This is a genomic window from Bisbaumannia salifodinae, assembly GCF_055388505.1.
The window spans coordinates 2,755,598-2,768,852 of sequence record NZ_AP043781.1 but is presented as its reverse complement, the minus strand read 5'-3'; the positions used below and the strand labels follow the sequence as shown (position 1 = coordinate 2,768,852).

The window sequence follows — 13,255 nt, the reverse complement described above, 5'->3', positions numbered from 1 at the left end:
AAAAGATGTTGAGTCAAGGATTCGTATCTGCCGCCTCGATCGCGGCGAGTGTATTGTTCATCCTCTCCCTGGGGGGCTTGAGCAACCAGGAGAAGGCCAAGCGGGCGGTGTGGTATGGCATCGTCGGCATGGCCCTGGCGGTGTTCTTCACCGCTTTCGGCCCGGGCATCGGCCACTACTGGCTGATGATCCCGATGATCGTCATCGGCGGCGCCATCGGCGTGGTGGTGGCCAAGCGGGTGGGCATGACCGAGATGCCTCAGCTGGTGGCGGCGCTGCACTCCTTCGTCGGCCTGGCGGCGGTCTTCGTCGCCTGGGGCGCCGACCTGGAGCGTCGCCGGGTGCTGGCCGCCCAGGCCGCCGGGGAGTCCACCGAGGCCTTCTCCGCTTTCGCCGGCCTGGTGGCCACCAAGGCCCCCGCCGAGCTGACCTTCCTGCAGGTCGAGGTGATCTTCGCCATCTTTATCGGCGCGGTGACCTTCACCGGCTCGGTGATCGCCTTCGGCAAGCTGGCCGGCAAGGTCGACGGCAAGCCCAAGAAGCTGCCCGGGGGTCATGCCCTGAATGCCGGCGCCGTGGTGCTGTGTCTGGCGCTGGCGGTGGCCTACCTGAATGGCGCCGGCTTCTGGACCCTGCTGGTGCTGGCGGCGCTGTCGTTCTTCATCGGCTGGCACCTGATCATGGGCATCGGCGGCGCCGATATGCCGGTGGTGGTCTCCATGCTCAACAGCTACTCCGGCTGGGCGGCGGCGGCCATCGGCTTCACCCTCTCCAATGACCTGCTGATCGTCACCGGTGCCCTGGTGGGTTCCAGTGGTGCCATCCTCTCGTACATCATGTGCAAGGCGATGAACCGCAACTTCGTCAGCGTCATCCTGGGCGGCTTCGGCGGTACCCAGGGCCCGGCGGCGGAGATCGAGGGCGAGCAGGTGGCCACCGACGCCGCGGGCGTGGCCAGCGCCCTCAACGACGCCGACAGCGTGATCATCGTGCCGGGCTACGGCATGGCGGTGGCCCAGGCCCAGAACGCGGTCAGCGAACTGGTGCGCAAGCTGCGCTCCGCCGGCAAGGAGGTGCGCTTCGCCATCCACCCGGTGGCCGGGCGCCTGCCGGGGCATATGAACGTGCTGCTGGCCGAGGCCAAGGTGCCCTACGACATCGTGCTGGAGATGGACGAGATCAACGACGACTTCGCCTCCACCGACGCGGTGATCGTCATCGGCTCCAATGACATCGTCAACCCGGCCGCCCAGGAGGATCCCAACAGCCCCATCGCCGGCATGCCGGTGCTGGAGGTGTGGAAGGCCAAGCAGGTGTTCGTCAGCAAGCGTGGTCAGGGTACCGGCTACTCCGGCATCGAGAACCCGCTGTTCTTCAAGGACAACACCCGGATGTTCTACGGTGACGCCCGGGAGAGCATCGACAGCCTGCTGTCGCTGATCGACTAGTCCCGCCTCGATTACCATCGATGCATGAAGACGCCCGAACCGGCTGCCGGTTCGGGCGTCTTTTTCGCTACAATCGAGACCTCACTCAGTCTTTCGGGGCCCCTTATGGCAGAGGAACAGATAACGGTCGCGGTACTCGGTGGCGGTAGCTTCGGCACCGCCCTGGCCAGTATCGCCGCGGATAACGGCGCCCGGGTGCGCCAGTGGTTGCGCGATCCGGCGCTGGTCGCCCAGATCAACGCCGAGCATCGCAACGGACGCTACCTGCCCGACTACGCCATCAATCCGGCGGTGGTCGCCTCGGGGGACATGGCCGAGGTGCTGGCGGGCGCCGAGCTGGTGCTGGTGGCCATCCCCTCCAAGGCCTTCCGCGAGGTGGTGCGCCAGGCGCGCCCCTACCTGCATGCCGAGCAGATCCTGGTCAGCACCACCAAGGGCATCCAGGAGGAGGGCTTCAAGCTGATGAGCCAGATCCTCGAGGAGGAGACCGGCTTCGCCCATATCGGCGTGCTCTCCGGCCCCAACCTGGCCTCCGAGGTGGCCGACAAGCAGCTCACCGCCACGGTGATCGCCAGCGACGACCCCCTGACCCGGGCCCGGGTGCAGACCGCGCTCGGCTGCGACTACTTCCGGGTCTATGCCAGCAACGACCGCTATGGCGTCGAACTGGGTGGGGCGCTGAAGAACATCTACGCCATCGCCGCCGGCATGGCGGCGGCGCTGGGCATGGGCGAGAACACTCGCAGCATGCTGATGACCCGGGCGCTGGCCGAGATGAGCCGCTTCGCCGTGGATCAGGGCGCCAACCCCATGACCTTCCTGGGGTTGGCCGGGGTAGGCGACCTGATCGTCACCTGTTCCTCGACCCTGTCGCGCAACTACCGGGTCGGCCAGGCCCTGGGGCAGGGCAAGGGGCTCGACGAGGCGGTGGCGGCCCTCGGCCAGGTGGCCGAGGGGGTCAACACCGTGCGCCTGGTGCGCGACAAGGCCCGCGAGGACGGCGTCTACATGCCGCTGGCCGAGGGGCTCTATCAGGTGCTCTTCGAGGGGGTGCCGGCGCGGCAGATGGCCAAGATGCTGATGCAGGGCGAGCAGAGCAGCGACGTGGAATTCATCCTCTCCCGGGAGGACGTCCAGCAGGCCCGTCGCTTGGAGCCCGGCCATGAGTGAGCGGCTATGGATCATGCGCCACGGCGAGGCGGGGCCCGGCACCCCGGACAGCGCCCGTGAGCTGACCCCCCGGGGCCGGCGCGAGGTGGCCGCCATGGCGGAGTGGCTCAAGGCCCGCGGGATCGGCCCCTGCCGGCTGGTGGCGAGCCCCTATCGCCGCGCCCGGCAGAGCGCCGAGCCGATCGCCGCGGCGCTGGGCGTCGCGCTCGAGACCCATGACGGCATCACCCCGGACGACGACCCCCGCGCGGTGGCCGACTGGTTGCTGCACCAGGCCGAGGACCGGCCCCTGGTGCTGGTCAGTCATATGCCTTTGGTCGGCGCCCTTACCGGCCTGCTGGTGGAGGGGCGCGGCGGCGCGGGTCCGGGCTTTCCCACCGCCGGTTTGGCGGAGCTTGAGGCCGAGGCCTGGGCGGCGGGCTGCGCCCGGCTGCGCGGCTTCGTGACCCCCGCCGATCTGGCCGTTTGATCGCAGAGCAGGCCGGGCGGAGGGGCGACGCCGCCCCGGCCGCGAACCCCAAGGAGATCCCATGAGCTTTATCGTCAATAACCGCGTCTTCGTGAATGCCGGCTTCGAGGCGGAGTTCGAGGCGCGCTTCCAGCGCCGCGCCGGCGAGATCGACAAGCAGCCCGGCTTTATCGCCATGCGGGTGCTGCGCCCCCTGGGCAACCAGGCCCCCTATGTGGTGGAGACCGAGTGGGAGAGCCAGGCGGCCTTCCGCGCCTGGGTGGGCAGCGACGACTTCAAGCGCGCCCACGCCAACCCGCTGCCCCCCGAGGCCACCGCCGAGGGCGGCGGCCTGGAGCAGTTCGAGGTGGTGATCAGCAGCTAGAGTCCCGGCTGCTTTAGATCAACCCCTCGGCCTTAATACGGCCACGGTGACGCTGGCCATCAGGGCGATGGCAGCCATATGAGCGGGGTCTGCGGCCTAGATCAATCCCGCGGCCTTAAGGGCAAAGGCACCCAGGGTGACGGTGACGCTGGCCATCAGGGTGGTCAGGGCGATGATATTGGCGGTGAGTGCGGCATTGCCGCCCATCGCCTTGGCCATCACGAAGGCCGCCGCCGCCGTGGGACTGGCGAAGAACAGGAAGAGCACCCCCAGCTCGCGTCCCTGAAAGCCCGCTAGCCAGGCCCCGCCGGTGGCCAGCGCCGGCAGGGTCACCATCTTGATCAGGCTGGCGCCGGTGGCCAGGCGCCCGGAGTCGAGGAGGGCATTCAACGACAGGGTGGCTCCCACGCAGATCAGCGCCAGGGGCAGCGAGAGCGAGGCGAAGTAGTCCCCCGAGGTCATCAGCCACCCGGGAAGGCGCAGCTCGAGCAGGGCGACGGGGAGCGCTGCCACCACCCCGAGGATCAGCGGATTCTTGACGATGCTGGCGAAGATGCTTCGCCAGTCGGTGCGCGGTCCGCTCTGGTAAGTGGCCAGCGCCACCACCGAGAGGCTGTTGTAGCTGAGGATCACCACCCCCAGCAGTAGTCCGCCCGCCGAGAGGCCATAGTCGCCGTACATGCCGGCGGCCAGTGCCAGGCCGACGATGCCGCAGTTGCCGCGAAAGGCTCCCTGAATATAGCTGCCACGCTCGGCCCGAGGCACCCGTAGGGCCGCCCAGCCCCAGGTCAGGACGAAGCTGACCAGGGTCGCCAGGGCGAAATAACCGAGCAGAGCGGGATTGAAAGTGGCATCCAGGTCGGCACGAATGATGCTCAGGAAGATCAGGGTCGGCAGGGTCGCCTTGAACACCAGCGTCGAGGCGGTATTGATAAACCCCTGATCGATCCAGCCCAGCCGCTTCAGGGCGATACCGATAAAGACCATGGCGAAGACGGGCAGGGTGATCTCGAGGGTCTGGAAGAAGAGGGCGCCGAGCTCCATCAGCGCGCCAGCCACAGGCCGATGACGACGGCGACGAGTACGGTGGTAAAGAAAATGCGGTTACGCAGGCGGGTGTCGCGGGGTCGAGTCACGGGGGCTCCCTGGCGGATCGGCATGAAATGGGTTAAAACAAGTGTTTGATAAAGGCCCTTCACCTATCCATTCGATGGTAAACCCGTTAGTCTGCTATCGCCACGTTGGGACACCCTCGTTATGCCGCATCCTCCCCGCGACACCCTGCTCTTCGCCCATGCCAATGGCTTCACCGGGGCCAGCTATCGCAGCCTGCTGGCGCCGCTGGGCGAGCGTTTCCGTGTCGAGGCCCTCGACCGCCTGGCCCACCACCCGGACTACCCGGTGGGGCCCAACTGGCTGGCGCTGCGCGACGAGTTGCTGGAACGGCTGGCGGCCCAGGAGTCACCGGTGATCGGCGTGGGCCACTCCATGGGTGGGGTGCTGATGGCCATGGCCGCCGAGGCGGCCCCGGAGCGCTTTCGCTGCGTGGTGGTGCTCGACTCGCCGCTGATGCTCGGCGTCGATGCCTGGGTGATGAAGGCCGCCAAGCGGCTGGGCATGATGGATCGCCTGACTCCGGCCGGGCGCACCCGAGGGCGCCGCGCCGAGTGGCCCGACCGGGACGCCATGCGTCGTGCCCTGCAGCGGCGGCCGCTGTTCTCGCGTTTCACCGACGACGCCCTGCGCGACTATGTGGAGGGCGCCACCCATCTGCTCGAGGATGGCCGGGCACGGCTCGCCTTCGATCCCGAGATCGAGGCGGAGATCTTCCGCCACTTGCCGGATCACCTGAGCCGCTTGCCACGGCGTCTCGGGGTGCCCCTGGCCATGCTCTATGGCCGCGACTCCGACCTGATCACCCCGCGGCGGCGTCGGCGCCTGCGCCGCCATGGCATGCGGGTGACCGCCGTGCCCGGCACCCATATGTTCCCCATGGAGCATCCGGACGAGACCCGCCGGGCGCTGCTATCCACCCTGCCGGCATTGCTAGAGGAGACGCCGCCATGCGCGACGAGCCCCAATCCCTGACCCTGGCCGAGGGCCGCCTGGCGGCCCTGGCCTGGGGCGATCCGAAGGCGCCCACCTGGCTGGCCCTGCACGGCTGGCTGGATAATGCCGCCAGCTTCTCGCGGCTGGCGCCCCGGCTGGTGGCGGCGCGCCATATCCGCCTGGTGGCCCTGGACCTTCCCGGCCATGGGCGCTCGGCACAGCACCCGCCGGGCACCGACTATGCGCTCTGGGACAACTGCCATACGGTATTGGATGCCCTGGACGAGCTGGGCCTGGCGGCGGCGCCGCTGCTGGGCCACTCCATGGGCGCCGGGGTGGCCTGCCTGGTGGCGGCGGCCGTGCCGGAGCGGGTCGAGCGGCTGATGCTGATCGATGGCATCGGCAGCCTCACCACCCCGGCGGAGGCGGTTGCCCAGCAGTTACGCAAGGGACTGCTGGGGCATCGTCGTGCCTCGTCGCTGTCGCCCCGCTATCCGGACGCGGCCACCGCCCTGGCGGCGCGGGTGGCCGGTGGGGTAACGCCCATCGATGCCGCGACCGCCGAGCCCCTGGTGGCGCGCAACCTGGAGCCCACGACGGACGGCCGGGTGAGGCTACGGACCGATGGGCGGCTGTTGCGTCCTTCCTTGGTGCGATTGTCTCCGGAGCAGAGCCGCGCCATGCTTAACGCTATCGAGGCGCCGACGCTGCTGGTGGAGGGCGAGGCGGGGATCCTCGGCCGGCGCGCGCATGCCGAGCAGGCGCGCCGGGCACTGCGGGGCCTCGAGCGGCGGGTGCTGCCCGGCGGGCACCACCTGCACCTGGAGCCGGATGCCGTGGCCGCGGTAGCCGAGGCGATCCTGGCCTGGTGGGCGACACGAGACGAATCACAGAGAGTTCAGGAGGCACCATGAGCGAGGCGACAGGCTCCGGGAAGCGAGTGGCCCTGGTGCTGGGCAGCGGCGGGGCGCGGGGCTATGCGCATATCGGCGTGATCGAGGCCCTGGAGGCCCGCGGTTACGAGATCGTGGCCCTGTCGGGGTGCTCCATGGGGGCCCTGGTGGCCGGGGTCTATGCCGCCGGCCAGTTGGCCGCCTATCGCGACTGGGTGGGCAAGCTCGACTATATGGATGTGCTGCGCCTGGTGGACGTGAGCTGGAGCCCCATGGGGGCCATGCGCGCCAACAAGGTGATGACCAAGCTGGAGAGCCTGATCGGCGAGACCCTGATCGAGGACCTGGCGATTCCGGTCACCACGGTGGCCACCGACCTGGTGCGCCAGCGGGAGGTGTGGTTCCAGTCCGGCTCGCTGTTGCAGGCGATCCGCGCCTCCATCGCCGTGCCCGGGGTGATCACCCCGGTGCATCTCGGCGAGCAGGTGCTGGTGGATGGCGGCCTGCTCAACCCGCTACCGATCATGCCCACCATCTCCGCCCAGGCCGATCTGGTGATGGCGGTCAACGTCACCGCCCACAGCCCCCACCCGGTGAGCCTGGAGGCCCTGCTGCCCCCGGAGGAGGCCGCCGAGGAGGCCGCCCGTGACGACGAAGGGGGAATCGCCGGCTGGTTCGAGGAGGTGCGCCGACGTACCCAGCGCTGGTTCTCCTCCACCGAGGACGATAACGACAACGGCGGGCCCAAGGCCGCCCGTCAACGCGCCTGGGGGCGCCTGGAGATGGTCCTGGCCTCCTTCGATATCACCCAAGCGACGCTGGCCAAGTACAAGGTGGCGGGCTACCCCCCGGACGTACTGATCGAGATTCCCAAGACGGTCTGCGGCGCCCACGAGTTTCACCGTGCCGAGGCACTGATTCGCCTGGGCCGCCACCTGGCCGACCAGGCCCTGGACAGCTACGAGACCACCCCGGAGGGCATACAGATGGCGGTGCATGTGGGGCCCAAGGTGGCCACCATCGCCCCGACCGGCGAGTCGGCCCCCGTAGTGGCGGGAGAAGAGGCGATAGCCGACGAGAGCCCGGCAACGCTGGGGCCCGAGACGCCCGACGCCAAGGCGGGGGAGGGGAAGGCCTCACGGGACGCCCCCTCGGGAGAGAACCGGGGGATGGCCTCTTCCTAGAGCGCCTCGCCGCGGCGCCGTAACAGGATATACACCGCCCCGGTGCCGCCGTCCGCCTCGATGGCGGAGCAGAAGGCCAGCACGCTGGGCCACTCCCGCAGCCAGGCATTCACATGGCTCTTGATCACCGGATAGTCCTCCAGGGCGTTGTGGCTGCGCGCCTTGCCATGCACCACCAGCACGCAGCGGCTGCGCCGGGCCAGGGCGTCGTGGAGGAAACTCTCCAGCTCGCGGCGCGCCTCCTCGAGGGTGTAGCCGTGCAGGTCGAGGCCCGCCTCCCAGCCGATGCGCCCGCGCTTGAGCTGGGCCTGGGTGCGGTAGGGCAGGTCGGGCAGGGCGAAATCGAGGTATTCCGAGGGGCGCACCGGCTCCACCCGGCCGTCGGAGGTGCGGCTGGTGGCCTGCTGGCTGGGATCGGCGGCGGTGGCCGCGGCGCGGCGCTCGGCGAGGCTCTCGGCCTGGCGCCGGGGGCGGCCGGGGTCGGCGCGATTGGCCCGCAGGCGGCGCACGCCGGCCTCTTCCAGGGCCTGGCGGAATAGGGAGATCTCCTCCTCGGGCGGTTCACCCTGGCGTCGACTCATGGGGACTCTCGTTGGGGATGGCTGACCAGGCGCCCAGTATAGCGACTCGGCGGTGACTGTGAACCGGGCGGCGCTGCGGGTACAATCTTTCGCCCAACCGATTTCGCCGAGACAGGAGTCCGTGTGGCCGCTCAACGCCCCGCCGCCCATTCCACCCTGAGCCTCTCCGACGAGGCCCTCACCGAGGGTCTGGTCAGCCTGCGCGACTGCCTGCGCTGGGCCGCCAGCGAGTTTCATGCCCATGGCCTGCATTTCGGGCACGGCACCGCCTCCCCCTGGGACGAGGCGGTGGCGCTGACCCTGGGGGCCCTGCACCTGCCCTGGGACGTGGACCCGGCGGTGCTGGAGGCGCGCCTGCTGCCCATGGAGCGCGCCCGCATCGTGGCCCTGGTGCGCTCGCGCATCAGTGACCGGCGCCCCTTGCCCTACCTGCTCGGCGAGGCCTTCTTCGCCGGTTACCCCTTCGACGTGGACGAGCGGGTGCTGATCCCCCGTTCGCCGATCGCCGAGCTGATCGAGGATGGCTTCGCCGCCTGGTTCGGCGACCTGCCCCCGGCCCGGGTGCTCGACCTGTGCACCGGTTCCGGCTGCATCGGCATCGCCACCGCCCTGCATCTGCCCACCTGCGAGGTGGATCTGGCGGATATCAGCGCCGACGCCCTGGCGGTGGCCCGGCAGAACATCAGTCGCCACGACGTGGGAGACCGGGTGCGCGCGGTGGAGTCCGACCTCTTCGCCAACCTGGTCGGCCGGCGCTATGACCTGATCGTCTCCAACCCGCCCTATGTGGATGCCCGGGACCTGGCCACCATGCCCGCCGAGTTCCAGCACGAACCGGCCCTGGCCCTGGGGGCAGGCAGTGATGGCCTGGATATCGTGCGGCGCCTGTTGCGTGAGGCCCGTAGCCACCTCAGCGACGCGGGGGTGCTGATCGTCGAGGTGGGGAACTCCGATCGCCACCTGGAGGCCGCCTTCCCCGAGGTGCCCTTCCTGTGGCTCGATTTCGAGCGCGGGGGCCACGGGGTCTTCGTCCTCACCGCCCAACAACTCGACGCCCATGCGGCGTCCTTCGCCTGACCGTCATCGCGAGGAGAGCCCATGTCCGGCAATACCTTCGGTAAGCTGTTCACCGTGACCACCTTCGGCGAGAGCCATGGCCCGGCGCTGGGCGCCATCGTCGACGGCTGCCCGCCGGGGCTGCCGCTCTGTGAGGCGGACCTGCAGCGCGACCTGGACCGCCGCCGCCCGGGGACCTCGCGGCACACCACCCAGCGTCGCGAGCCCGACCGGGTGAAGATCCTCTCCGGGGTCTTCGAGGGCGTGACCACCGGCACCCCGATCGGCCTGCTGATCGAGAACACCGACCAGCGCTCCAAGGACTACTCCGATATCAAGGATCAGTTCCGCCCGGCCCACGCCGACTACAGCTACCACCACAAGTACGGTCGCCGCGACTACCGCGGCGGCGGGCGCTCCAGTGCCCGGGAGACCGCCATGCGGGTGGCCGCCGGGGCCATCGCCAAGCAGTACCTGGCCGCCCAGGGCATCAGCGTGCGCGGCTATATGAGCCAGCTCGGCCCCATCGCCATCGACTTCAAGAGCTGGGAAGCGGTGGAGGAGAACGCCTTCTTCTGCCCCGACCCGGACCGGGTGGCCGAGCTCGAGGCCTATATGGATCAGCTGCGCCGCGACCAGGACTCGGTGGGGGCGAAGATCAGCGTGGTGGCCGAGGGGCTGCCGCCGGGACTCGGCGAACCGGTCTTCGATCGCCTGGACGCCGAGCTGGCCCATGGCCTGATGAGCATCAACGCGGTCAAGGGGGTGGAGATCGGCGACGGCTTCGCCGCGGTCAGCCAGCGGGGCAGCGAGCACCGCGACGAGATGACCCCGCAGGGCTTCCTCTCCAACCACGCCGGCGGCGTGCTGGGAGGCATCTCCTCGGGGCAGCCGCTGATCGCCCACCTGGCGCTGAAGCCGACCTCCAGCATCACCACCCCGGGGCGCTCCATCGATGTCCACGGCCAGCCGGTGGAGGTGGTCACCAAGGGCCGCCACGACCCCTGCGTGGGCATTCGCGCCACCCCCATCGCCGAGGCGATGATGGCGCTGACCCTGATGGATCACCTGCTGCGTCATCGCGCCCAGAACGCCGAGGTCAGCGTCGAGACCCCGGTGCTGCGTTAACCCCCACCTCTGCCCCCCTGCAAAGGCGACCGTCCAACGGTCGCCTTTTGCGTGATGGCGGCGCTAGACTGAGAGGATCACTCTCAGTGAGGCACGCCATGAAGATCCATCTCGAATTCGACCTGACCCCCGCCGAGTTCCGCCAGGCCCTGGGCCTGCCCGATGTGGAGGCCTATCACCAGGCCGTGCTGGAGCGCATCCAGCAGCAGATGGAGGCCGGGGTCGAGGGCTATGACCCACTCAGCCTGCTGCAACCCTTCCTCGATAACCCGCTGATGCCCGAGGCCTTCAAGCACGCCTTCCAGGGCCAGAAGGCGGGGACCACCCAGGGTAGCGGCTGGGAGCAGGGGATGGCCGGTTTCGGTCACTACCAGCAGATGCTGATGGAGATGCTGCGCAAGGCCGCGACCCAGGCCGGCAGCGGGCCTTCACCGTCGGAGCCGTCGCCCGAACCACCGCCCGGGAATGACGATGCCCCCCAGGGTGGTGACGACAAGGCGCCCAAGGGCAGTGCCAGCGCCTCCAGTGCCCGTCGCCGCCAAGGGTAGGGCGACACGGTTGCAAGGCGATCCGCCTCGGACTACTCTATCAGTGGCTTGTTGTGCAGTGCAGCAAGTGCCATGCTCGCGTCGCCCCACGGTTGCGAAAGGAGTTCGTTATGCAGGATTCGCTGTCCCCCCTCCCGGCCCCCTTGGCCGAGTCCCTGGCCGCCCTGGGCACCCTCCAGAGGGACGCCTTGACCCGCTATGGCCAGCTGGCCAATGAGCAGTTCCAGGCCCTCACCGAGGCCGACTCCGCCGAGACCCTGGCGGCCCGGCCCTGGCAACTGGCGCAGCGCCTTCAACACCAGTGGGTCGAGGACGCCCAGGCCCTAGGGGCCTGGGGAAGCCAGTGGCAGCAGGCCTGGTTCGATGCCCTGGGCGAGGGCGCCTCCCGGACCCCGGCCCCGCGGCCGGCCGGCGAGGGCCCCGCCCGGGCCACCAGCCGCGCCGCCAAGTAACATCCGTCGAGACACTAACCAAGGAGTCGGGGATGCAGTCAGACCAGAACGCCAATGCCCAAGCGTGGGACGGCTGGAGCGAACAGCTCGAACGTATCGGCCAGGAGTACCAAGGGGTGCTTCAGGACCTGATGGCCCGGGCGGCCCCCAGTGAGGCCGCCAAGCAGGTCCAGGAAGACATGCGTGAGACCTTCCGCGCCGGCCTGGAGGCGCTGATGCGCGACCCCCAGGCCCTCTACGGCGCCCAGTGGCAGCTGATGCAGGATCAGTGGCAGCTCTGGCAGCATAACCTGCGCCTGCTGGCCGGCGAAGAGGTCGAACCGCTGGTCGCCCCGGCCAGGCACGACCGCCGCTTCAAGGACGAGGCCTGGCAGACGGAGCCCTTCTATCGGACGCTGATGGAGCAGTACCTGCTGTTCTCCCGTCAGGTGGAGCAACTGGTACAGGGCCTCGACGGCCTGCCGCCCCAGCAGCAGCGCAACCTGGAGTTCTATGCCCGTCAGTACGTCAGCGCCGTGGCCCCCAGCAACTTCGTCACCACCAACCCCGAGGTGATGCGCCTGACCCTGGAGACCCAGGGCGAGAACCTGGTGGAGGGGCTGGCGCGGCTGCGCGAGGACCTGGCCAATTCGGCGGAAGGCATCAACGTGGCCATGACCGACCGCGAGGCCTTCCGCATCGGCGAAAACGTGGCGGTGTCCCCCGGGGCCGTGGTCTACGAGAACGAGCTGATTCAGCTGATCCAGTACACGCCCACCACCGAGACGGTGTTCAAGACGCCGCTATTGGTGGTGCCGCCCTGGATCAACAAGTACTACATCCTCGACCTGCGCGAGGACAACTCCCTGGTCAAGTGGCTGGTGGATCAGGGCCATACGGTGTTCCTGATCTCCTGGCGTAACCCGGGCCCGGCCCAGCGCGAGCTGACCTGGGCCGACTATATGCAGCTCGGCCCCATCGCCGCCATGGAGGCCATCGAGTCGGCCTGCGGCGAGAAGTCGGTGAACCTGCTCAGCTACTGCATCGGCGGCACCCTGACCGCCTCCACCGTGGCCTACCTGACCAGCACCCGCCGTGGGCGCAAGGTCAAGTCGGTGACCTATATGGCCACCCTGCAGGACTTCGGCGACCCCGGCGAGATCGGCGTCTTCCTCAACGACACCGTGCTCTCCGGCATCGAGCGTCAGCTGGAGGCGGACGGCTACCTGGATGGCCGGGTGATGGCCTTCTCCTTCAACCTGCTGCGGGAGAACGACCTCTTCTGGTCCTTCTATGTCAGCAATTACCTGAAGGGGGAGCAGCCGGCGGCCTTCGACCTGCTCTACTGGAACACCGACGGCACCAACCTGCCGGCGGCCACCCACGGCTGGTACCTGCGCCATATGTACAGGGAGAACCGGCTGATCGAGCCCGGCGGCATCGAACTGGACGGGGTCAAGATCGACCTGCGCAAGATCTCCACCCCCAGCTACTTCGTCTCCACCCGGGAAGACCATATCGCCAAGTGGCAGAGCACCTATGGCGGCACCCAGCTGCCCAAGGGGCCGGTCACCTTCGTGCTGGGGGGCTCCGGGCATATCGCCGGGATCGTCAATCCGCCCCACAAGAACAAGTACGGCTACTGGACCAATGCCGAGCTGCCCGCCTCGGCGGAGGCCTGGCTGGAGGGCGCCAGCTTCAATGAGGGCTCCTGGTGGCCCCACTGGCAGGCCTGGATGACCGACAACGGCTACGTGGACGCCGCCAAGCGGGTGCCCGCCCGCCGGCCCGGCGAGGGCGAGCTGGATATCCTCGAGCCGGCCCCGGGGCGCTATGTGCGCCAGACCATTCCCCAGGTGCTGGAGGAGCAGGGCGTCGCCTAAGCGTTTCCCGTCGTCCTGCCAACGAGGCCGCCCCAGGGGCGGCCTCGTTAG

14 protein-coding genes are annotated in these 13,255 nt (G+C 69.0%); 12 read left to right on the top strand and 2 right to left on the bottom strand.

The features are described from left to right. Positions 1-5 precede the first annotated feature (5 nt). From ACZ5EF_RS13000 to ACZ5EF_RS12985, 4 genes are all read left to right on the top strand, one after another. Complete coding sequence (locus tag ACZ5EF_RS13000; RefSeq protein WP_346063482.1) at positions 6-1,448, top strand: NAD(P)(+) transhydrogenase (Re/Si-specific) subunit beta; 1,443 nt, start codon at positions 6-8, stop codon at positions 1,446-1,448. 105 nt (positions 1,449-1,553) lie between these two features. Then, positions 1,554-2,618, top strand: coding sequence for an NAD(P)H-dependent glycerol-3-phosphate dehydrogenase (locus tag ACZ5EF_RS12995; RefSeq protein WP_346063483.1), 1,065 nt, complete (start codon positions 1,554-1,556; stop codon positions 2,616-2,618). Next, positions 2,611-3,087, top strand: a complete 477-nt coding sequence (gene sixA, locus ACZ5EF_RS12990) for a phosphohistidine phosphatase SixA (protein ID WP_346063484.1) — start codon at positions 2,611-2,613, stop codon at positions 3,085-3,087. The genes ACZ5EF_RS12995 and sixA overlap by 8 nt, the downstream gene beginning before the upstream one ends. Positions 3,088-3,148: 61 nt before the next feature. Next, positions 3,149-3,451: an antibiotic biosynthesis monooxygenase family protein gene (locus ACZ5EF_RS12985; protein WP_346063485.1), complete on the top strand. Its 303-nt coding sequence runs from the start codon at positions 3,149-3,151 to the stop codon at positions 3,449-3,451. Positions 3,452-3,547: 96 nt separating this feature from the next. Here the strand turns inward: ACZ5EF_RS12985 and ACZ5EF_RS12980 are convergent, their stop codons facing one another. Further along, a complete protein-coding gene (locus ACZ5EF_RS12980) occupies positions 3,548-4,495 on the bottom strand; it encodes an AEC family transporter (protein WP_346063486.1) in 948 nt (315 codons plus the stop codon). A 213-nt stretch (positions 4,496-4,708) separates the two neighbouring features. On the opposite strand from ACZ5EF_RS12980, the gene ACZ5EF_RS12975 reads away from it, so the two are divergent. Genes ACZ5EF_RS12975 through ACZ5EF_RS12965 form a run of 3 tightly spaced genes read left to right on the top strand, consistent with a single transcriptional unit; the run spans position 4,709 to position 7,577 of the window. Beyond that, complete coding sequence (locus ACZ5EF_RS12975; RefSeq protein ID WP_346063487.1) at positions 4,709-5,539, top strand: alpha/beta fold hydrolase; 831 nt, start codon at positions 4,709-4,711, stop codon at positions 5,537-5,539. Beyond that, positions 5,515-6,414, top strand: coding sequence for an alpha/beta fold hydrolase (locus ACZ5EF_RS12970; protein ID WP_346063488.1), 900 nt, complete (start codon positions 5,515-5,517; stop codon positions 6,412-6,414). The genes ACZ5EF_RS12975 and ACZ5EF_RS12970 overlap by 25 nt, the downstream gene beginning before the upstream one ends. Next, positions 6,411-7,577, top strand: coding sequence for a patatin-like phospholipase family protein (locus tag ACZ5EF_RS12965; RefSeq protein WP_379730008.1), 1,167 nt, complete (start codon positions 6,411-6,413; stop codon positions 7,575-7,577). The genes ACZ5EF_RS12970 and ACZ5EF_RS12965 overlap by 4 nt, the downstream gene beginning before the upstream one ends. Here ACZ5EF_RS12965 and ACZ5EF_RS12960 read toward each other — a convergent pair. After that, positions 7,574-8,158 (bottom strand): Smr/MutS family protein, encoded by a 585-nt coding sequence (locus tag ACZ5EF_RS12960; RefSeq protein ID WP_346063489.1) that lies wholly within the window; start codon positions 8,156-8,158, stop codon positions 7,574-7,576. The genes ACZ5EF_RS12965 and ACZ5EF_RS12960 overlap by 4 nt on opposite strands. Positions 8,159-8,281: 123 nt before the next feature. Between ACZ5EF_RS12960 and prmB the strand changes: the two genes are divergently transcribed. The 5 genes from prmB to phaC all read left to right on the top strand — a co-directional run bounded on the left by prmB (position 8,282) and on the right by phaC (position 13,204). Next, on the top strand, positions 8,282-9,235 hold the full coding sequence (gene prmB, locus ACZ5EF_RS12955; RefSeq protein WP_346063490.1) for a 50S ribosomal protein L3 N(5)-glutamine methyltransferase: 954 nt from the start codon (positions 8,282-8,284) through the stop codon (positions 9,233-9,235). Between the two features lie 21 nt (positions 9,236-9,256). Beyond that, the gene (gene aroC / locus ACZ5EF_RS12950; RefSeq protein ID WP_346063491.1) at positions 9,257-10,342 is read left to right on the top strand and encodes a chorismate synthase; all 1,086 of its coding nucleotides are present in this window, start codon (positions 9,257-9,259) and stop codon (positions 10,340-10,342) included. A 98-nt stretch (positions 10,343-10,440) separates the two neighbouring features. After that, on the top strand, positions 10,441-10,890 hold the full coding sequence (locus ACZ5EF_RS12945) for a hypothetical protein (RefSeq protein WP_346063492.1): 450 nt from the start codon (positions 10,441-10,443) through the stop codon (positions 10,888-10,890). 110 nt (positions 10,891-11,000) lie between these two features. Further along, positions 11,001-11,342: a phasin family protein gene (locus ACZ5EF_RS12940; RefSeq protein ID WP_346063493.1), complete on the top strand. Its 342-nt coding sequence runs from the start codon at positions 11,001-11,003 to the stop codon at positions 11,340-11,342. Between the two features lie 32 nt (positions 11,343-11,374). Then, positions 11,375-13,204 (top strand): class I poly(R)-hydroxyalkanoic acid synthase, encoded by a 1,830-nt coding sequence (gene phaC, locus ACZ5EF_RS12935; RefSeq protein WP_346063494.1) that lies wholly within the window; start codon positions 11,375-11,377, stop codon positions 13,202-13,204. Positions 13,205-13,255 lie beyond the last annotated feature (51 nt).